This window comes from Psychromonas antarctica, assembly GCF_022267535.1.
Classification (GTDB): Bacteria; Pseudomonadota; Gammaproteobacteria; order Enterobacterales; family Psychromonadaceae; genus Psychromonas; species Psychromonas antarctica.
On sequence record NZ_JAHNZV010000009.1, the window covers coordinates 41,089 to 61,560 of the forward strand.

At 39.6% G+C, this 20,472-nt stretch carries 15 protein-coding genes and 2 pseudogenes; 14 read left to right on the forward strand and 3 right to left on the reverse strand.

Annotated features, from left to right (window positions below; genetic code table 11):
* Nucleotides 1–67 precede the first annotated feature (67 nt).
* The 6 genes and pseudogenes from leuC to KSO91_RS04265 all read left to right on the forward strand — a co-directional run.
* Nucleotides 68–1,465 (forward strand): 3-isopropylmalate dehydratase large subunit, encoded by a 1,398-nt coding sequence (gene leuC / locus KSO91_RS04240; protein ID WP_238741700.1) that lies wholly within the window; start codon nucleotides 68–70, stop codon nucleotides 1,463–1,465.
* Nucleotides 1,466–1,475: 10 nt separating this feature from the next.
* The gene (gene leuD, locus KSO91_RS04245; protein WP_238741645.1) at nucleotides 1,476–2,090 is read left to right on the forward strand and encodes a 3-isopropylmalate dehydratase small subunit; all 615 of its coding nucleotides are present in this window, start codon (nucleotides 1,476–1,478) and stop codon (nucleotides 2,088–2,090) included.
* A 159-nt stretch (nucleotides 2,091–2,249) separates the two neighbouring features.
* The gene (locus KSO91_RS04250; protein WP_238741647.1) at nucleotides 2,250–3,776 is read left to right on the forward strand and encodes an alpha-isopropylmalate synthase regulatory domain-containing protein; all 1,527 of its coding nucleotides are present in this window, start codon (nucleotides 2,250–2,252) and stop codon (nucleotides 3,774–3,776) included.
* A gap of 280 nt (nucleotides 3,777–4,056) precedes the next feature.
* Nucleotides 4,057–4,614, forward strand: a complete 558-nt coding sequence (locus KSO91_RS04255; RefSeq protein WP_238741649.1) for a DJ-1 family glyoxalase III — start codon at nucleotides 4,057–4,059, stop codon at nucleotides 4,612–4,614.
* A gap of 14 nt (nucleotides 4,615–4,628) precedes the next feature.
* A complete protein-coding gene (locus KSO91_RS04260; protein ID WP_238741651.1) occupies nucleotides 4,629–5,138 on the forward strand; it encodes a DUF1003 domain-containing protein in 510 nt (169 codons plus the stop codon).
* A 190-nt stretch (nucleotides 5,139–5,328) separates the two neighbouring features.
* Nucleotides 5,329–5,499: pseudogene (locus KSO91_RS04265) on the forward strand (DMT family transporter); the annotation flags it as partial.
* A 166-nt stretch (nucleotides 5,500–5,665) separates the two neighbouring features.
* Here the strand turns inward: KSO91_RS04265 and KSO91_RS04270 are convergent.
* Nucleotides 5,666–6,988 (reverse strand): transposase family protein, encoded by a 1,323-nt coding sequence (locus tag KSO91_RS04270; RefSeq protein ID WP_238741653.1) that lies wholly within the window; start codon nucleotides 6,986–6,988, stop codon nucleotides 5,666–5,668.
* A gap of 193 nt (nucleotides 6,989–7,181) precedes the next feature.
* Here KSO91_RS04270 and KSO91_RS04275 point away from each other — a divergent pair.
* The 7 genes and pseudogenes from KSO91_RS04275 to nlpI form a co-directional block, all read left to right on the forward strand.
* Nucleotides 7,182–7,922 (forward strand): annotated as a pseudogene (locus KSO91_RS04275) (DMT family transporter); the annotation flags it as partial.
* A 317-nt stretch (nucleotides 7,923–8,239) separates the two neighbouring features.
* Nucleotides 8,240–9,280, forward strand: a complete 1,041-nt coding sequence (queA, locus tag KSO91_RS04280) for a tRNA preQ1(34) S-adenosylmethionine ribosyltransferase-isomerase QueA (RefSeq protein WP_238741655.1) — start codon at nucleotides 8,240–8,242, stop codon at nucleotides 9,278–9,280.
* Between the two features lie 53 nt (nucleotides 9,281–9,333).
* On the forward strand, nucleotides 9,334–10,458 hold the full coding sequence (tgt, locus tag KSO91_RS04285; protein WP_238741657.1) for a tRNA guanosine(34) transglycosylase Tgt: 1,125 nt from the start codon (nucleotides 9,334–9,336) through the stop codon (nucleotides 10,456–10,458).
* 76 nt (nucleotides 10,459–10,534) lie between these two features.
* Nucleotides 10,535–10,870: a preprotein translocase subunit YajC gene (gene yajC / locus KSO91_RS04290; protein WP_238741659.1), complete on the forward strand. Its 336-nt coding sequence runs from the start codon at nucleotides 10,535–10,537 to the stop codon at nucleotides 10,868–10,870.
* An 89-nt stretch (nucleotides 10,871–10,959) separates the two neighbouring features.
* Nucleotides 10,960–12,822 carry a protein translocase subunit SecD gene (gene secD / locus KSO91_RS04295; protein ID WP_238741661.1) on the forward strand — a complete coding sequence of 621 codons (1,863 nt, stop codon included), beginning with the start codon at nucleotides 10,960–10,962 and terminating at the stop codon, nucleotides 12,820–12,822.
* 14 nt (nucleotides 12,823–12,836) lie between these two features.
* A complete protein-coding gene (gene secF, locus KSO91_RS04300) occupies nucleotides 12,837–13,784 on the forward strand; it encodes a protein translocase subunit SecF (protein WP_238741663.1) in 948 nt (315 codons plus the stop codon).
* Nucleotides 13,785–13,903: 119 nt separating this feature from the next.
* Nucleotides 13,904–14,824, forward strand: a complete 921-nt coding sequence (nlpI, locus tag KSO91_RS04305) for a lipoprotein NlpI (protein WP_238741665.1) — start codon at nucleotides 13,904–13,906, stop codon at nucleotides 14,822–14,824.
* Between the two features lie 242 nt (nucleotides 14,825–15,066).
* Here the strand turns inward: nlpI and trxB are convergent, their stop codons facing one another.
* Together trxB and rne are read right to left on the reverse strand one after the other, a co-directional pair.
* On the reverse strand, nucleotides 15,067–16,023 hold the full coding sequence (trxB, locus tag KSO91_RS04310) for a thioredoxin-disulfide reductase (RefSeq protein WP_238741668.1): 957 nt from the start codon (nucleotides 16,021–16,023) through the stop codon (nucleotides 15,067–15,069).
* A 165-nt stretch (nucleotides 16,024–16,188) separates the two neighbouring features.
* Nucleotides 16,189–19,188, reverse strand: a complete 3,000-nt coding sequence (gene rne / locus KSO91_RS04315; protein ID WP_238741670.1) for a ribonuclease E — start codon at nucleotides 19,186–19,188, stop codon at nucleotides 16,189–16,191.
* Nucleotides 19,189–19,533: 345 nt separating this feature from the next.
* Between rne and rluC the strand changes: the two genes are divergently transcribed.
* Nucleotides 19,534–20,472 (forward strand): 23S rRNA pseudouridine(955/2504/2580) synthase RluC, encoded by a 939-nt coding sequence (rluC, locus tag KSO91_RS04320; RefSeq protein WP_238741672.1) that lies wholly within the window; start codon nucleotides 19,534–19,536, stop codon nucleotides 20,470–20,472.

A 20,472-nucleotide genomic window follows, 5' to 3' on the forward strand; every position in this document is an offset into this window, starting at 1 on the left:
CCATTTGGTATCTATCAACGGATGACAGATTGTATTAGCAAAAGCATATAGCGTGGTAAGGAAAATGATGACTAAAACAATGTATGAAAAAATCTGGGATGCGCATTTGGTTTATGAGCCAGAGTCGGGATCTCCACTATTATTTGTTGATAGACACTTGATGCATGAAGTGACAAGCCCTCAAGCATTCGAAGGGCTAAAACTGCAAAGTCGTTCTATTCGTAATAGACATAGTATTCTGGGGACAATCGATCACTGTGTCCCTACTGTGGATCGTACCAACATTGTTGATGTTATTGCTAAAAAGCAAGTTGATACAATGGCTGCTAACTGCGCGACTCATAATATTAACCTGTACGGTTTAGACAGTAAAAATAATGGTGTTATCCATATTGTTGTACCTGAGCATGGGTTTGTACATCCTGGTATGGTGGTTTGTTGTGGTGATAGCCATACGGCAACTCACGGTGCGTTCGGTGCATTAGCGTTTGGTATTGGTACTTCTGAAGTTGAACATATTTTAGCAACGCAAACGTTGCAACAAACCAAAGCAAAAACCATGTTAGTCAAGGTAGAAGGCAAGCTTTCTGAATTTGCTACTGCGAAAGATGTTGCGCTTGCGATCATTGCTGTGACGGGTACTGCTGGTGGTACTGGTTATGTAATGGAATTTGCGGGTGATACGATTACTGATCTGAGTATGGAAGCTCGAATGACATTATGTAATATGGCAATCGAAGCGGGTGCTCGTGCTGGGCTTGTAGCGCCAGATCAAAAAACCTACGATTATCTTGAAGGTAAAGATTTTGCGCCTAAAGGTGATGATTGGGATGCAGCCGTTGCTTATTGGAAAACGATGGTATCGGATCAAGATGCTAAGTTTGATGCAACGATTACTTTAAGAGCTGAAGATATTGCACCACAAGTTTCTTGGGGTACTTCACCAGAGCAAGTTGTTGCAGTAGACGGTGTTGTTCCTGCTCCTTCAGATTTTACAAATGAAGTTAAAGCGCAAGCATGTGTGAATGCACTTAAATACATGGATCTTAAAGCGGGTCAGAAAATGACTGATATCAATATTGATATCGTATTTATCGGCTCATGTACTAATGGTCGTATCGAAGATTTCCGTGCAGCAGCTAAATTACTTAAAGGTAAAAAAGTAGCGGCAGGTGTTCAGGCGATTGCTGTACCGGGTTCATTCCCTGTGAAATTACAAGCTGAAAACGAGGGATTAGATAAAATCTTTATTGATGCAGGCTGGGAATGGCGTGATCCAGGTTGTTCAATGTGTTTGGCAATGAACGGTGATGAATTAAAAGACGGTCAACGCTGTGCTTCTACTTCAAACCGTAACTTTGAAGGTCGTCAAGGCAAAGGTGGTCGTACGCATCTTGTTTCACCTGCGATGGCTGCAGCGGCTTCAGTAGCGGGCCACTTCGTTGATATTCGTGATTTGAAATAGGAAATAAATAATGCAACCATATACTAAACATACTAGCATTGCGGCATTAATGGATCGCAGTAATGTAGATACTGACCAAATTATTCCTAAGAACTTTATGAAAAAAGTAGAGCGTACAGGTTTTGGTATTCATTTATTCCATAACTGGCGTTTTCTTGCTGATAATGTAACACCGAACCCTGACTTTGAATTGAATAAGCCTGCTTTTCAGGGCGCTAAAATTCTCGTCGCGGGGGAAAACTTTGGCTGTGGATCTTCTCGTGAACACGCACCGTGGGCTATTGCTGATTATGGTTTTAATACCATTATTTCAACTAGCTTTGCTGATATTTTCTTTAGCAACTGTTTTAAAAATAGTATTTTACCGATTAAAGTTAGTGAAGATCAATTAGCTGCTTTAATGGCTGAAATTGCTGCTAATGAAGGTGTACAATTTACGGTTGATCTAGAAGCGCAAAAAGTGACAACACCAGGTGGTATTGAAATCAATTTTGTCGTTGATGCGTTCCGTAAAGAATCTTTGTTGGATGGGCTTGATGATATAGCTTGGACATTAAAACACGAAGATAAAATCACCGCCTTTGAAGAAAAACAAAAACAAACATTGCCATGGTTATGGAAATAATGACTACTTTTAACTTTTGTAAGTAGTTTATTTATTAGTTTGTAATTAAAGGCGCACAAGATGCGCCTTTTTATTTCTAGCTTATTGAAAATTTATTGGATTGCGCTTTGATGTGTCATCCAATCAATTTTTAAACCTGTTTATAGATGGAGTAAGGCAATGACGCAAAAAAATGTCACTGTGCAGTTAATGGATACGACCTTACGCGATGGCGAGCAAACCCAGGCGGTTTCATTTTCTCCTGCTGAAAAAGTCAGCATTGCGAAAGCACTCTTACAAAAACTTAAAATTGACCGTATTGAAGTGGCATCCGCACGCGTCTCTGATGGTGAAAAAGAGGCGGTAACAAAACTTAATCGCTGGGCTGCTGCTGAAGGTTTAGTTGAAAGAATTGAAGTGCTAGGATTTGTTGACCATACATTAAGTGTCGATTGGATAACGCAGACGGGTGGGAAAGTACTCAATCTTCTCGCTAAAGGTAGCTTAAAACATTGCACCGATCAGTTACGTAAAACGCTGAGTGAGCATCTTAGTGATATCAAACAGACAGTAGAATATGCACTGCTGCAAGGTTTAAATGTCAATATCTACCTCGAAGATTGGTCAAATGGCTACAAAGACAGTCCTGAATATGTGTATGAGATGGTCACTCAGCTGCAAGATACGGGAATCAAACATTTTATGTTGCCTGACACATTAGGCGTGATGTCTCCAGATGAAGTCTTTGTTAGCCTAAGTGATATGGTTGGCCGTTTCCCGCATTTACAGTTTGATTTCCATCCTCATAATGATTATGGGCTGGCGACTGCTAATGCACTGTTTGCGGTCAAGGCCGGTGTTTCTTCCATTCATTGTACAATGAACTGTTTAGGCGAACGTGCGGGGAATGCTTCATTAACGGAAGTGGCAATTGTTTTACAAGATAAATTGGGCAAAAAAGTTAATATTGACGAAAGCGAAATTCACAGCATAAGTAAGATGGTCGAAAATTTTTCAGGTAAACGCGTTGCTGATAATGCCCCCATTGTTGGCGCTGATGTGTTTACGCAGACCAGTGGTATCCACGCTGATGGTGATAAAAAAGGGGGGTTGTATATCTCTGCGCTAACACCTGAACGTTTCGCCCGTTCGCGCCGTTATGCTCTCGGGAAAATGAGCGGTAAAGCCTCTTTGGCGAAAAATCTAGAGGCGATGGATATTGATTTGGATGTCGATCAACAGAAAAAATTATTGAAACGTATTGTTCGATTAGGCGACCAAAAAGCGAGTATTAGTGCTGATGATTTGCCTTTTATTATTGCTGACCTGCTTGAGCGTAACGACTACAATTATGTCGAGCTTTTAAACTGCTCAATTAACTCCGGTTTAGATCTTGAATCGACGGTAAGTATTCGCGTGCGTGTTAATGATAAAATTTATAAAAGAAGTGGTAGTGGTAACGGCGGCTTTGATGCTTTTATTGGTGCAATGAAAAAAGTACTCGCTGAAGAGCATTTTATCTTCCCTGAGTTACTTGATTATCAATTACGTATCCCCCCTGGTGGGCAGACGAGTGCACTGACTGAATGTTTGGTCACTTGGTTAGATAATGGAGCAAGGCTGACCACGCGAGGCATCAATAGTAACCAAGTATTAGCGGGCATTAGCGCAACTATTCGTATGATTAATTTGAAAATGCATCAATAAATGCGAGCAAGCCACAAACAGCCTTAATTGTTTTAAGGTTGCTTGTGAATCAGCTGTCTTACCTTTCTTCATTACATCGTAAATTTGTCCTCCTTACTTGCTAGCAGTACAAATGTTGTGCTTAGAGATTGTGGGGCTGTCCCTAGATGCTGCTGTGGTTTATCATCAAAGACAGAGTCAAGGTGTGTACCTGTTTTACTGACGGGTAATGAATATGGTTCGTTGATCAGTAGATAAGCTACTCCTCAGTGTGTTTTTTACTTTTTTTAAGGAGATTTAAATGAAGAAAATAGCGCTATTATTGCCGGATGGATTTGAAGAAGTTGAAGTGGTCACGCCTGTTGATTTCCTTCGCAGAGCGGGAATAGAAGTGATTTTAACAAGTATCGGTGAATTAAATGTAACGGGTGCCCATAATATCGTTATTAAAGCGGATATCACGCTTACTTCGTTGCCTGCTGATATAGACGGAATCATTTTACCAGGGGGCATGCCTGGAGCAGCGAATCTAGCTCAATCAACAGCTGTTATTGAGTTGGTTCGTAAAATGAATAGTGACAGCAAATTAGTTGCGGCTATCTGTGCGGCTCCCGCGCTGGTATTACAAAGTGCAGGCGTATTAGTTGGCCGTAAATTTACCTGTTATCCGGGTTTTGAGCATCTCATTAATAATGCTGATTTTAGGACTGAGCGGGTAGTACAAGATGGTAATATTATCACCAGCCGAGGCCCAGGCAGTGCCGCTGAATTTTCAATCGCACTGATTGAATATTTGCTCACTAAAGAAGCCGCAGAGTTAGTTAAGGAAGCCACCTTACAAAGTGGCACTGCGTGCTAAAAAGGCAACACCCGATGACAAAAAAGCATATCGATAATCTTTCCAAAACACTTTTGGGCACGGCCTATCAGGATCTTGGCCAATCAGAGCAACATGTTATTAACAGTATTGTTGAGAGGGAATCAATTACTGAAAATATCAATGAGGTTTTTTTTGAGCAATTAACTTTTGGGCAACGCTTAGCGGATAAAATCTCAACCTTTGGAGGTTCATGGACATTTATCATTATTTTTTTCATCGTATTGGTGTCATGGATGTTAGTGAACTCAGCTTTTTTGATAATACAGAGCGAGCCTTTTGATCCCTATCCATATATTCTTCTTAATTTAGTTTTATCATCGCTAGCAGCATTGCAAGCACCGATAATAATGATGTCGCAGAACCGCCAGACAATTAAAGATCGTCTTGATATTAATGAAAATTACAAAGTTAGTTTAAAGACGGATCTTGAGATTATCAGGCTGCACCAAAAGATTGATCTATTGTGTGAAAAATTATTGATGCAAAATGAAAAAATTAATTAAAGGCGTAGAGATAGGTACGCTTAGCCCCCTGATGGAAGCATGGTGATGTGCGATTGGATATCGTAATACGCTGCTTAAATAATCAAATTAAGCAATAATAGATTAATTTTCATCATGACGACAAAAATCGCTTTTAATCGCTTCTAAAGCGGGTATTGTTTAGCTCCTCATTGTTTATTTGGATCCTCCCATGCCGGTCAGTTTCTGCTTAATTTTCGCCACTTTTTTGTGGGGCAGTTCATTTATTGCATTAAAATACGCCATAGATTTTTATGATCCCGCACTGGTCATTTTTTTGCGAATGGCCATTACACTAATCACTTGTGTATTTTTATGGCGCTGGGTAAAGCGTTTTCAATATCAACCAGCAATTCTTGGTGATTCAATATTTAGCAATACAAAATGACTTTTTTAGCCATTTTTTACTTTTCTTGGCAACTAGATGTGCTTTACCTACATTTTTTATTTTAGAACAGGCACAGATCAAGCGACACAAGTTAAGTGCATTACCCTAACTCCCTGTGTTTTTAAGTTGTTTTTGTTGCGGTTACCTCATAGTGATCTGGATTTAATAACAAATCCATTAAGTGTGCCCAGTCATCCACTAGCAATATTCTAATGGTTGACCTAAGGTTTTCCCATAAATGCGCTTTTGAGCCGAATGAAGTTCGGCAAGCTTGGTATACCCCATCAGTTAATTCAAAAATCTGATGAAAATAAAACGCTAACAACGTCAGTAAATACATATTGTAACTAAGGTTTTTATTACCGTGACCATAGTTATGCTCTAAATGGTAACCTTGATTTTTAAGTGTGTTGAAGCATTCATTCTCAATTTTCCAGCGACAACGGCCTGCTTTAGTCATCTGCTCTACATTGTTTACCGTTATTTCTATATCGGTGACCCAACTGTTGGTATAAGTTATTTTACCGTGTTCATTTTTTAACTGGTATTGGAACCAATTAACTTGAATCGCTTTTTCACCACCGTGTAGGGGAACATTATTCTGCCAAGTATAAATATGCGTACGCCCTTTATCATCGATAGACTCGGTTGTGGGCAACGACTGATAGGCATTTAGCCATTCAGTCAGATAGGTGTGATCACCTGGCTTGGCGACAAATAAATAATGCATGTCTTCATCGATTGTGGTTTCTATCATTGGCTGATGTGACATCAAACCATCACCACAGATCATAAACTTCTGTCGGGGATGCGCTTCGTGTAAGTTACGGATAAAGCGTTTTGCCGCATTACTTTCACAATCTTGTTTTTTAGTACCATCCGTATTTTTGATAGCTTCAGGCATAACAGGTAACACCTGCTTCTGATCTGGGTGCATGATCGCACCTTGCAGAACACCGTGACTATAGGTCGTCTCTCCTTTTTTATGTTTTTTGGTTAAACAACAATCACAATGGACGGTTTTAGAGCTGTGATATTGTGTCCCATCAATTGTACACATCAGCACGTTAGGTAAAATCGCGTATGCGTCTAGGTGTTTGTGTCGCCTTAGTCGCTCAAAATAATCCTTAAAAACACTTGTTAATTCCTCGCTAGGTACGTTATCAAGGACATCGCGTAATTGGCTGTCACTGGGAATATTGCTGACATCAAAAATAGTTTTCAGGTTATTGCTTTGATGTTTTTGCTCAAGTCGCTTTTGAAAATGAAGTAATGAAGGATCTTGAAAATACATACAAGCAAATGCACTCATCAGTACATCATGTTGACTAAAAACACATTTGTTTTGTTGGCGCTTATCTGTGACAGCAGAAAAACACTTAGATAATGACTTTCTGAGCGCATTAAAATTTAGATGTTTTTTCGCTTTTAGTTGTGAAGCCATTTTTCCACCAAAATAATTAGTTTGTTATTATTTTGATCAGATCGTTGAATTAGCAAAAAGTTCAATTTTATTTTGTTTTTATTGAAAATAATTTAAATAAGGCACTAAATCGGTAAATTTAGTGCGAAAACTGTTTTTTGATATCTCTTGTAGCCCTTGTATAGCTTGAAAACTATTTTCACCAAGAATTGCTGAATATCAACGCGGGGACTGGAAATATCTACTGAGTATGTCATTGGCAGAGCCTTGTCTTTATTTTTTATTCGAAAGTTATGCATTAAAAAATACGTCGGCCTCTCAGGCGGGGGTATTAGTTTCCTGTTTACCGCTTATAGTGGCTGTTTTAGCGTTTTATATGCTCAAAGAGAAACTCTCTAAGGCGATTGTTATCGGTTTTACCCTGTGTATTGCGGGCAGTATTTTCTTAACCTTAGTGTCACCCTCCTCAGCAGCAGCGCCAAATCCGTTGTTAGGAAATTTATTGGAGTTTTTAGCGATGATCTGCGCCGCTTATTACTCTGTCAGTTTAAAATATTTATCAACCCGTTACAGTCCCTTATCGCTTATTGCCCTGCAAGGAATAAGTGGTACACTATTTTTCGCACCCTTTTTATTTTTTGTCACCCTACCGGAAGTACATAACAGTAACGCACTTTTGAGTATTCTTTATTTGGGCACGTTTGTGACGTTAGGGGGGTATGGTTTATATAATTACGCCTTGAGCAAAGTATCGATATTAACAGCTGCGGCGTACTCAAATCTAATCCCCATTTTTTCGTTAATATTATCCGCTATAATTTTAGGAGAAAAACTCAATGGGCAGCAATGGTTGAGTATTGGTGTTGTGTTTACCGGCATTATAATAAGCCAAAGGCATAAGTCTGATTCATTCGATGACTCACAAGTTATTAAAGAGGTAGAACAAAGCGTTTAATCCGTGGACCGCGTTTTATCTTATACTGTGAATAAAGGGCTCGCTGTTCATTACTGATGAAAAGCACAAATAATAGTAGTGGCAGTCGCCCATCCCTCCTTCCTGACGTTCAATATTAAAGTATGTTCAACTTAAAATAACGATCCTATTCGAACCGATAAAAGTGTTTTTTTTTGGACAATAAATTAAAAACAAACAGTGAATGTGTACGATTTACAAGCAACTGAACCACTAAATATTTGCTGATTTGCTGAATTGTGTATTTCCAGTTTATTTCGGTATACACTATGCGATTTATTTTTCGGAGATGCCTTAATATGAAAGTTTCTGACTTCTCGTTCCAATTACCGGAAGAGTTGATTGCGCGCTACCCAATGCCTGACCGATCATCAAGTCGCTTGCTTTCACTGGACGGTCAAACTGGCAAATTAAATCATCTGCATTTTACCGATATAGTAGCGCTTATTAATAAAGATGATCTGCTGATTTTTAATGATACACGTGTTATTCCTGCGCGGTTATTTGGTGAAAAAGAAACGGGCGGAAAAATTGAAGTATTAGTGGAACGAGTATTAGATGAAAAGCGCTTTCTGGCACATGTTAGAAGTTCTAAATCCCCAAAACCAGGTTGCAAATTATGCTTAGAGCAGTGTGTTGATGCGCTAATGGTTAAACGTCATGGGCCCTTATTTGAAATTCTGATTGAAAATGAGAAAAGTGTCTTGGAAATATTAGAAAATATTGGCCATATGCCATTGCCTCCTTATATAGACAGGCCTGACGAAGATGCCGATAAAGAGCGTTATCAAACGGTTTATAATAAAAATCCAGGTGCCGTTGCCGCGCCCACTGCCGGACTGCATTTTGATCAACTTATATTAGATCAACTTCAGGCAAAAGGTGTTGATTTTGCCTTTGTTACTTTGCATGTCGGTGCCGGCACATTTCAACCGGTTAAAGTTGATAATATACTCGATCATCAAATGCACAGTGAATCAGCCGAAGTTTCGCAACAAGTGGTCGATAAAATCATTGCAACCAAAAACAGAGGGGGACGTGTTATTGCCGTGGGCACAACGTCTGTCCGCTCGATTGAAAGTGCGGCGCAAGCATCACTTGGGCAAGGAAAACCGCTACTTCCATATTTGGGAGAAACGACTATTTTTATTTATCCTGGTTATGAATTTCAATTAGTTGACGCAATGGTTACTAACTTTCATCTCTCAGAATCAACCTTGTTAATGCTCGTGAGTGCATTTTCAGGTAAAGAAAACATCGATAACGCCTATCAAGCCGCGATAAATGACAAGTATCGTTTTTTTAGTTACGGCGATGCGATGTTTCTAACTAAAAAATAAGCACAACATAATTTAACAATCACAATCAGACTGTTTATCTGATAAGGAAATGCATGAAATATGAACTACTAGCTACAGATGGACGTGCTCGTCGCGGCCGTTTAACGTTTGCACGTGGCACGGTTGAAACCCCAGCCTTTATGCCTGTCGGTACCTACGGCACTGTAAAAGGAATGACACCTGAAGAGGTGGATGCCACTGGCGCTGAAATTTTACTTGGGAATACCTTCCATCTTTGGTTACGACCTGGACAAAAGGTAATTAAGCAGCATGGAGATTTGCACGACTTTATGAATTGGAAAGGACCTATCCTCACTGATTCAGGCGGCTTTCAAGTTTTTAGTTTAGGGAAAATGCGCAAAATCAAAGAAGAAGGGGTCTATTTCCGTAGTCCTGTTAACGGTGACAAGGTCTTTTTGTCACCGGAAGTATCGATGGAGATTCAATATGATTTGGGATCTGATATCGTGATGATTTTCGATGAGTGCACGCCTTATCCAGCAACGGAAGAAGAAGCTGATCTTTCTATGAAATTATCACTTCGTTGGGCAGAGCGTAGCCGTAAGCGTTTCGATGAACTGGATAATCAAAATGCGCTGTTTGGTATTATTCAAGGTGGTTGTTTTGAACATCTGCGCGATGTCTCTCTTGATGGTTTGACAGCAATTGGCTTTGATGGTTATGCTATTGGTGGACTTGCTGTGGGAGAACCCAAAGATGAGATGCATAAAATTTTAGAGTATATTACGCCGAAAATACCAGCGGATAAACCACGTTATTTAATGGGCGTTGGTAAGCCAGAAGATCTCGTTGAAGGCGTTCGACGAGGCATTGATATGTTCGACTGCGTGATGCCCACGCGTAACGCACGTAATGGTCATCTTTTCACCACGGATGGTGTCATAAAAATACGTAACGCTAAACATCGCGAGGATACAACATCTTTAGACTCAGAATGTGACTGTTACACCTGTAAAAATTATACCCGCGCATATCTATATCATCTTGACAAATGTGGAGAAATTCTGGGTGCACGCTTAAACACGATCCATAACTTACGTTACTATCAACGGTTAATGAAAGGTTTGCGTGATGCCATTGCACAAGGTACATTAGAGGAATTCGTAGACTCGTTTTATAAGCGCATCGGTAAAGATAAACCAGCGCTTAACGATTAACCGATTTACAATGATATTCATTTAAAAAAATGATTTATAACAATCACATTAACTTAAAATTAAGAAGGGATATAAAATGAGTTTATTCATTTCACAAGCAAATGCCGCAGCTGAGGGCGCACCAGGACAAGGTGGTTTTTCAATGGTTTTTATGCTGATTATTTTTGCTGGGATTTTCTATTTTATGATTTATCGCCCACAAGCTAAACGCACTAAAGAGCATAAAAATCTGATGGAAAATATCAGCAAGGGAGATGAAATTTTAACACAAGGTGGTTTGGTTGGCCGTGTGGTTAAAATCAGTGCTGAAAACGATTATGTTCAAGTTGAGCTAAATGAAAATAATACCATTGTTATTAAAAAGAATTTTATCAGTGCAGTCTTACCTAAAGGCACACTTAAATCAATTTAATGAAATTTAAGTCACTCTAAGAAAATGGCGAAGCGATCTGATCGCTTCGTCTTTCATTTTCCTTTAGCGTCTAATTAAAGGACAGTATCGTGTTAAATAAATACCCTATGTGGAAGTATCTGCTGCTTAGTTTTATTGTACTGCTAAGTCTACTTTACGCAGCGCCGAATCTTTACGGTGAAGATCCAGCCCTTCAAGTTTCCGCAACTCGTGGAGCAAAAATAGAACTTGCTACTTTAGATAAAGTACAAGCGTTCCTAAAGCAAGCCAATATCAGTCCTAAAAGCGCAAGCTTTGAAAATGGGCAGATCTTAATTCGTTTAAAGTCGAGTGAAGATCAACTTGTTGCGCGTGAAACACTTAGCGATAAGTTAGGTGATGGCTTTATAACCGCATTAAATTTGGCGCCTTCGACGCCGGCTTGGTTAGAAGCTATTGGTGGCGCACCTTTAAAGTTAGGTCTTGATCTGCGCGGCGGCGTTCACTTCCTGATGGAAGTTGATATGGAAGAGGCGGTCAGCAAAGCGCAAGAGCAGCTGGTGCAAGATCTCCGCGCCGAGCTGCGAGAACAAAAAATTCGCTTCCGTGGAATCCGTAAAGCGAAGAGCGAAACAGGTGTTATTGTACGCTTTGCAGATGAAGCGACATTAAGCAAAGCGGTTGATTATCTTAAGCCCATTAATCCTGGTTATCAGTTTACAGATACACAAGAAAATAGTGAATTTGTATTGTTGATCGCAATGACCGAGCAAAAATTAAAAGCAACTAAAGACTATGCTTTACAACAAAACTTAACTATTTTGCGTAATCGAGTTAATGAATTAGGGGTTGCGGAGCCATTAGTGCAACGTCAAGGTACAGATCGTATCGTGGTTGAATTGCCTGGTATTCAAGATACAGCAAGAGCAAAAGAGATATTAGGTGCGACGGCAACGCTCGAATTTCACCCTGGTGATGATGTGACTGATATCAACGATGCATTAGCAGGTCGACTCCCTTCATCTTCAATTATTTATAAAGATCGTAATGGCCGTCCTGTTGTTGTTAAGAAAAAGATAATTTTAACGGGAAATCATATTGTTGATGCACAATCGAGTGCTGATGAGTATGGGCGTCCACAGGTCAGTATTTCGCTTGACTCCCAAGGTGGCACGATGATGTCTCGTTTTACCAAACATAATATTGGTAAGCCGATGGCGACGCTATTCATTGAATATTTACCTACGGGCAAGAAAAAAGCCAACGGTAAATCTGAAATTGAAAAACGCGAAGAGATTGCTAATGTGGCAACCATTCAAGCGCAACTTGGCCGTAGTTTTCGTATTACAGGTCTAGATAATGCCAATGAAGCACATAATTTAGCACTCTTATTACGCGCTGGTGCGTTGATTGCTCCGATCCAAATAGTTGAAGAGCGTACTATCGGGCCAAGTTTAGGTCAGCAGAATATTAACAATGGTATTAAAGCAATGGCTTACGGCCTGCTCGCTGTTGTGTTATTTATGTTTGTTTATTACCGCAAATTTGGTGTCGTCGCTAATGCTGCCCTGTTATTTAATATTGTGATGATTGTTGGTGTTATGTCGATGATCCCAGGGGCTACTTTAACTCTACCGGGTATTGCAGGTATAGTCTTAACGGTTGGTATGGCTGTTGATGCCAATGTCCTAATATTTGAGCGTATTCGCGAAGAGCTAAGGGCGGGAAAATCGATCCAAAGATCCATTCATGAGGGCTATGATAATGCATTCTCAACAATTGCTGATGCAAATATTACAACCTTAATCACGGCAATTATTCTGTTCGCTGTTGGTACAGGATCCATCAAGGGTTTTGCAGTGACACTTGCGATTGGTATTGCAACATCAATGTTTACTTCAATTTTCGGAACGCGTGCTATTGTTAACGCAATCTGGGGTGGCCGTAATAACATTAAAAAACTATCAATCTAGGGCTAGGATAAATTATGTTTGAGTTAATTAAAGCGAAAAAAACAATTCCCTTTATGCAATATTCAAAACCTGCAATGTGGCTTTCGGTATTGTTAATCGTAGCCTCATTAGTAACGTTGAGTATCAACTGGTTAAACTGGGGACTTGACTTTACTGGGGGGACGTTAATTGAAGTCGGTTTTGAACAGCCTGCCAATTTGAGTGAGGTACGGTCAACACTTGCAGATGCTAATTTTCCTGATGCAGTTGTTCAACACTTTGGCACTAGTCATGAAGTCATGGTGCGTCTTTCTCCTCGCGAAGGAATAAAAGGGGAAGTCATTGGTAATCAGGTTTTAAACGCATTACAAAATGGCTCGTTCGGCTCTGTCGATATGCGTCGTATCGAGTTTGTGGGTCCTAATGTGGGTGATGAATTAGCAGAAGATGGCGGTTTAGCTATTATTCTTGCCTTAATATGTATCCTACTTTATGTAAGCGCACGGTTCGAGTGGCGCTTAGCGATGGGATCTGTATTAGCGCTAGCACACGATATCATATTAACATTAGGTGTCTTTTCATTATTTAAAATCGAATTTGATTTAACAGTTTTAGCTGCATTATTAGCGGTTATTGGTTATTCACTTAATGATACTATTGTTGTGTTTGACCGCATTCGTGAAAATTTTCGTTTATTAGCGACTGCAAATCCCAGCGATATAGTTGATCAATCATTAACACAAACCTTAAGTAGAACATTGATAACATCGGGTACGACTATTTTTGTACTGTTATCGTTGTATATTGTTGGTGGTGCATTAATACACGGTTTTGCTACTGCGTTATTAATTGGTGTGGTTGTTGGGACTTACTCGTCTATTTATGTGGCCAGTGCACTGGCGATTAAATTAGGTGTATCACGCGAGCATATGATCCCTGTGGTTGTTGAAAAAGAAGGTGCAGATCAAGACGCTCTACTTTAGCCATCTCTTACCCAAAAAAACACTGCTTGCAGTGTTTTTTTGTTGGTAAAATTAGATGAACCTTTACTTTAGTATTATTATAGTTCACTCTTAAATCTCTTATCTACAAGGGTTTATTCATGAGATTCTATCTACCTATCGTGCTTTATCTGCCTGTTTTTCTGTTATTAACCGCCTGCCAGAGCACGCCAAAAGATGGCGAGGTTGTCGCTGTAACTAATAATGTTATGGCCATATTCCCAATTGCAACGGCGGTACAAATTAATTATCAAGATGAAGTTAAACTGTTGCGTATTAATCAGCTACTTGCGGAGCAAAAAGAGCTTGATGCAGAACAGCGAGCACAGTTATTCTATGAGCGAGGCACGCTTTATGATCGTATGGGACTAAATGCACATAGCCGTTATGATTTTACTCAGGCAATCAATGTAGATCCTTCCTTTGCTCCCGCTTATAATTCGCTAGGACTTTATCTTTTATTAGCGCAATCCTATGACGAAGCTTTTGAGGCTTTTGATTCTGCATTAGAATTATCTGAATCAATGCAATACAGTTATTTACATCGTGCGGCAGGGTTGTATCAGGTGCAACGTTATAGCTTAGCAAGCGATGATATTGAAACTTTTTATGCGCTTGATATAAATGACCCTTATCGGATTCTGTGGCGTTATATCATCAATAGTCAAATTAACATGGACGACGCATTAAAGAAATTGCAAACAGTCGAGCAATTAGGGAATGACCATCGTTTTGCTTGGTCTTTAATTGACGTCATTGCAGGAAGAAAATCTGAAAAAGTTTTTTTTGAAACAATTTCTGCTGGCGTTCAGAGCAATAAGGAATTAGCACAACGTTTATGTGAATCTTATTTTTATCTTGCTCATTGGCATAAATTGTCTGGTCATCTAAATAAGGCTATTTATTATTTTAGATTAAGTACGACAACTAATATACATGATTTTATTGAATACAAATATTCACTTATTGAGCTGTCTTCGATCCAGTCGAAGTTGGAAGTGGAACGAGATAAATCTATTTAATCTTCTGCTCGGGATAAGCAAACCCATATGGTGCTGCTAATGTCGTCTATTTGTGCGTTAACTCATCACCAACAGCATGCTATTGTTAGGCTGAGTTACTTTAAACTATACAAGAGCATCAGGAGAATATCAGTTTTTAACTTTATGATTCTAAAGAGAGCTTGGCTTTCACTGTCTCCAGTAGAGGTTATTTAAAGCGGCGATAAAAAGGTAACTATGGTTACCTTTTTATCTTACTGCTTCTATTTATTTGCTAGGTTATCTAAGAATCGCTCAGCATCCAAAGCTGCCATGCAGCCTGTTCCTGATGATGTGATTGCTTGTCGGTAGATATGATCACTGACATCACCCGCCGCGAAAACACCCTCAATATTTGTTTGCGTCGCATTACCTTCGTTACCTGTTTGTACTTTTAGGTAGCCGTGCTTCATTTCAAGCTGATCTATAAATATGTCGGTATTGGGTTTATGTCCAATGGCAATAAATACCCCCATTACTGCGAGCTCTTCAGTTTTATCGGATAAAGTATCTTTTAAACGTAGTCCTGTAACACCCATTTCATCACCTAATACTTCATCTAAGGTCCGGTCTGTATGTAAGATGATGTTGCCGTTAGCTATTTTATTTTCCAACCTGTTGAGGAGTATTTTCTCTGAGCGAAAGCCTGTACGGCGATGTACCAAGTGCACTTCAGATGCAATATTGGATAAATATAACGCCTCTTCAACAGCTGTGTTACCTCCGCCAATAACGGCTACTTTTTGATCTCGATAGAAAAATCCATCACAGGTTGCGCAGGCTGAGACACCACGGCCTTTAAATTTATCTTCTGATTCTAGCCCTAGATAACGCGCTGAAGCGCCTGTTGCAATGATTAATGCATCACAAGTATATGTATGCTCACCTTTAAGTGTAAAAGGCCGCTTAGTTAACTGAACGTCGTTAATATGATCAATAATAATCTCAGTGTCAAAGCGTTCTGCATGTGCTTTCATGCTATCCATTAAACCGGGTCCTGTCATGTCTGCATTTCCACCAGGCCAATTTTCAACATCTGTCGTTGTGGTCAACTGTCCACCTTGCTGTATACCAGTTATTAATACAGGGTTTAGATTTGCGCGAGCAGCATAGACTGCCGCAGTATAACCGGCAGGGCCAGAGCCTAAAATGATTAGTTTGTGGTGTGTAGTTTCGCTCATAAAGTTACCTTTAAATAAATTTAATTACTTTGATGCAAAGAGTTAGTAATGCAGGAAGATATTAGGAAGTATAGTAAACCGACAAATAAAAAATAGCAGTATAAAAAAACGGATATTTCAATGAAATATCCGTTTAGTTTGATAGGTGAAACCTATTGTTATATTTTAAACTTTTGTTTTTACTGTTTCGCTACTTGCTTGCTCTGTTGCGAAACGACTACCAGCTTGTCGTGTTGATTTAACAAACGGGGTTCGCTTTGTTGCGCCAATGATGACACTTTCTGCACTTAGATCAAGTGGAGAGCTAATCGTTTTAGTCATTGGTGATGTTGAAGTTTGCTTTACTATGCTAACTGTACCGACTTTCTTGTTTGCCGTACTGCTTTCGGTTGTCAGTATTTTCTCCGCTTTTACAGGTTTTGCGGACTCTATGGTAATCGCCGTTTCTGCAGTCGGTTGCACTTTTTTAATTTTAGCGGTTTCTTCAGTTGCAGCGGTTTCTTCAGTTGCAGCGGTTTCTTCAGTTGCAGCGGTTTCTTCAGTTGCAGCTGTTTCTACAGTTTTAGCTGTTTCTACAGTTGTAGCTGTTTCTTCAGTGTTAACTGTTTCTACAGCGTTAGCTGTTTCATCCGGTAAAATTTGTGGAGCTTGTTCAATCACTTGAGAAGAAATACCTGTGTGAAGTTGCTGTGCTGCCTGTTTTGTATCAGTGTTATTAACAATGGTATTAATTTCACTCGCAATGGTCACTGCCGCATTTGCAACTTCAACATCTTTAGTCGCTGCTTCGCGAATTTTAGCGCTAGCTTGATCTGCAACAGGCTCAAACTTATTCTCTGTTTCTGCTTCAGGGTAACGGCTATTGACAGGATCAAGTTGATCATCTGATATTGATTTATCACTATTATCATCAGTACTAATGGTTCTTTTCTTACGTTGACTATTATTGCGTAAGTATCGAGAGCGACGATTTGATGTTGTCGCTGTGGTTTTCTCTCCAGTTTCAGTGTCATTTTGCTCTGTTGCTTGCACGTTTTTTTGTTCAACAGTATCTTCAATCACATTAATAGGCGATTTTTTACTTGGTTTTTGAATATTCTTTTTAACCGTTTGGTTTGGTTCAATAACCGGGGTCATTGTATTTTCAATAACAACTTCTTTATCTTGCACGCGCACTTTTTTACGCATATTCCTGCGTTTACGTCGAACAGCTACTGCTTCTTCATTTTCTTGTTTCGTATGAACTGTTTGAGGCAACTCCTGTTTTTTTACAGGTTCACTGTCTCTTCTGGTCCTTTGCTTCGGCGTATTTTCTTTTACCTCTGAGCGATCTTTAACATTACGATTTTGCGGACGGTTACGATTCGCATTATTACGAGGATTAACATTGCGCTTTGGCTGCTGACGCGGTTCACTTATTGTTTTCACTTCTTCTTTTTGGAGCTCTTTCTCTTCAGAAAAGAGTCCTGTGAACTTACTAACAAGTCGAGTGATAAATGAAGGTTTAAACTCTGCGTTGGTGCTTTCTTTTACTGTATTTGTTACCTTATCCGCTTGTATGGGTTCTTCATTCTTAGGATTAGAAAAACCACTTAAGATAGGACTGGTTTCGTTTTTATGTTCTTCTTTAATAAGATTTGGAACGTAAACTGCGTGTTGTTTCTCTAGCGCATCGTAATTGGACTCTTCTTTGCCATCTGTACGCGTGCGTTTAATTTCGAAATGCGGTGTTAAGAAATTAGCATTTGGAATAATGTAAACTTCACACTTATGACGTTCTTCTATTTTAGCAACAGAACGGCGTTTTTCATTCAAAAGATAGGCTGCAACAGCAACAGGCACGGTCGCTTGAATTTGCGATGTGTTTTCTTTTAAACCTTCCTCTTCAATTAAACGTAGAATCGCTAAAGCAAGTGATTCATTATCTCTAATGGTACCTTGTCCGTGGCACCGAGGACAAACACGGGATGCTGATTCACCAAGAGAAGGGCGAATACGCTGACGTGACATTTCCATTAAACCAAAGCGAGAGATGCGTCCTAGTTGGATACGCGCTCTATCTTGGCGAACCGACTCGCGCATACGATTTTCTACTTCACGTTGATTACGAGGCGGTGTCATATCGATAAAATCGATAACCACTAAACCACCCAAATCACGTAAACGTAATTGACGTGCAATCTCTTCCGCCGCTTCTAAATTGGTATTAAATGCTGTTTCTTCGATATCTCCGCCGCGTGTTGCACGTGCTGAGTTAATATCGATTGATGTTAATGCTTCCGTCGGATCAATCACAATTGAACCACCAGAAGGTAGACGTACTTCGCGTTGGAAAGCGGATTCAATTTGGCTTTCCACTTGGTAATGTGTAAATAAAGGAATCTCGCCTTGGTATAATTTAAGGCGACTTACAAAATCGGGACGAGCCACTTTGATATGTTCTTTTGTAAGTTCAAATGTTTTCGCATTATCAATAACAATTTCACCGATATCATTGCGTAAGTAGTCGCGAATAGATCGTAGAATGACGTTACTTTCTGAGTGGATAAGGAAAGGTGATGGTTTAGAATTCGCTGCGTTTTCTATATTTCCCCAATAGTTAACAAGGACAGAAAGATCGCTCTGCAGCTCTTCTGGTGTTTTACCGACCCCAGCTGTGCGTACAATTAATCCCATGCCATTAGGTAATTTAAGTTGACTAAGTGCATCTTTTAACTCTGTACGCTCATCCCCTTCGATGCGGCGAGATATACCACCTGCACGCGGGTTATTGGGCATTAATACTAAGTAACTACCAGCCAGACTGATAAATGTTGTTAAGGCCGCACCTTTATTGCCTCGTTCTTCTTTTTCAATTTGGATTATTACTTCCTGACCCTCTTTAATCACGTCTTTGATGTTAGGACGGCCTTTGAAAGAGTAACCAGCAGGGAAGTAAGTACGTGCAATCTCTTTTAATGGTAGGAAACCATGGCGGTCTGCACCGTAATCAACAAATGCAGCCTCTAAACTGGCTTCTACTCGGGTTATTTTCCCTTTGTAAATGTTTGCTTTTTTTTGTTCATGTCCAGGACTTTCGATATCAAGATCATACAGTTGTTGCCCATCAACAAGGGCTACACGCAACTCTTCTGCTTGAGTTGCATTGATTAACATTCTTTTCATTTTAATAAACTCTTATATTTTATCGTTATTATTTGGTGTGTTGGCAATGCATTTGTTCACTTGACCTCGTGTCTGGCTGTACAGTCTCTCGACTGGATAATACGCAGAGGTGCATTTTAAAGTAAAAACAAATATCTCATTATTATTGGTTTTAAAAGTAACCAATAAATGGCTAATGAGTAAAAAGGCTCAACATTCTATTTGATTATTTTGGTTATTTTGACTGCAAGTTAATGGTTATTGTTTATTAACGAGTCATAACATCGGAATTGTCTCATTAATAGGGCTTGCGTCGCAATACAAATATTTAGATATTATCTGTTTAACTCGTGATAAACTTAACGGATGGAACAAATAAATCACTTAGTACGCATCCTTGAGGTAACTCAAGAAAATGCACAACAACGAATCGATAATTTTCTTCGTTTACAATTAAAAGGCGTCCCTAAAAGTATGATCTATCGGATTGTACGAAAGGGAGAAGTGCGTGTGAATAAAAAACGCATTAAAGCTGATTATAAATTACAATCAGGCGATCTGGTCAGGATACCGCCTGTGCATGTAGATAAAGATAATCCTTTACCATCTCCTAAATTAAACGTGATTGCACAGTTAGAATCTTTGATTGTTTATGAAGATGATGCGTTGATTATTTTAAATAAGCCGCCTGGTCTTGCTGTACATGGTGGGAGTGGCCTCGATTTTGGTGCTATTGAAGCGTTACGCTCGTTACGCCCAGAAGCGCGTTTTCTGGAGTTGGTACACCGCCTTGATAGAGCGACTTCAGGCTGCTTACTGATAGCTAAAAAACGCAGTATGTTACGCGCATTACATGAACAACTACGCAGTAAAACCATGAACAAACAATATTTAGCATTAGTCAAAGGAAGCTGGGATAAAAGTTGGCGTAGTGTTAAAGAACCGTTACTCAAAAATGCACAAAATTCAATTGTTAAAGTGAGTAGTGAAGGCAAAGCCTCTGAGACCCGTTTTAAAATTATGCAACGTTATCAAGGTGCTACTTTGGTTGAAGCAAGCCCTGTTACCGGGCGTACACACCAAATTCGGGTTCATACTGCTTGTAAAGGTCATAATATCGCCGGCGATGATCGTTATGGTGACGATGCTTTCAGTGCCGAGATGAAAAAATTAGGCTTGAATCGACTTTTTTTACATGCGGCTCATATAACTTTTTATCACCCCGTATTAGAAAAACAGATGACAGTCAGTGCACCGCTATGTGAGCGTTTGTCTAGTCTATTAGAAAAACTTCAGAGAAGCTAA

Excerpts from the sequence above, each read along its gene's own strand:
- leuC (WP_238741700.1), top strand. The coding sequence starts at position 68 with ATGACTAAAACAATGTATGAAAAAATCTGGGATGCGCATTTGGTTTAT.
- leuD (WP_238741645.1), top strand. The coding sequence starts at position 1,476 with ATGCAACCATATACTAAACATACTAGCATTGCGGCATTAATGGATCGC.
- KSO91_RS04250 (WP_238741647.1), top strand. The coding sequence starts at position 2,250 with ATGACGCAAAAAAATGTCACTGTGCAGTTAATGGATACGACCTTACGC.
- KSO91_RS04255 (WP_238741649.1), top strand. The coding sequence starts at position 4,057 with ATGAAGAAAATAGCGCTATTATTGCCGGATGGATTTGAAGAAGTTGAA.
- KSO91_RS04260 (WP_238741651.1), top strand. The coding sequence starts at position 4,629 with ATGACAAAAAAGCATATCGATAATCTTTCCAAAACACTTTTGGGCACG.
- KSO91_RS04270 (WP_238741653.1), bottom strand. The coding sequence starts at position 6,988 with ATGGCTTCACAACTAAAAGCGAAAAAACATCTAAATTTTAATGCGCTC.
- queA (WP_238741655.1), top strand. The coding sequence starts at position 8,240 with ATGAAAGTTTCTGACTTCTCGTTCCAATTACCGGAAGAGTTGATTGCG.
- tgt (WP_238741657.1), top strand. The coding sequence starts at position 9,334 with ATGAAATATGAACTACTAGCTACAGATGGACGTGCTCGTCGCGGCCGT.
- yajC (WP_238741659.1), top strand. The coding sequence starts at position 10,535 with ATGAGTTTATTCATTTCACAAGCAAATGCCGCAGCTGAGGGCGCACCA.
- secF (WP_238741663.1), top strand. The coding sequence starts at position 12,837 with ATGTTTGAGTTAATTAAAGCGAAAAAAACAATTCCCTTTATGCAATAT.
- nlpI (WP_238741665.1), top strand. The coding sequence starts at position 13,904 with ATGAGATTCTATCTACCTATCGTGCTTTATCTGCCTGTTTTTCTGTTA.
- trxB (WP_238741668.1), bottom strand. The coding sequence starts at position 16,023 with ATGAGCGAAACTACACACCACAAACTAATCATTTTAGGCTCTGGCCCT.
- rne (WP_238741670.1), bottom strand. The coding sequence starts at position 19,188 with ATGAAAAGAATGTTAATCAATGCAACTCAAGCAGAAGAGTTGCGTGTA.
- rluC (WP_238741672.1), top strand. The coding sequence starts at position 19,534 with ATGGAACAAATAAATCACTTAGTACGCATCCTTGAGGTAACTCAAGAA.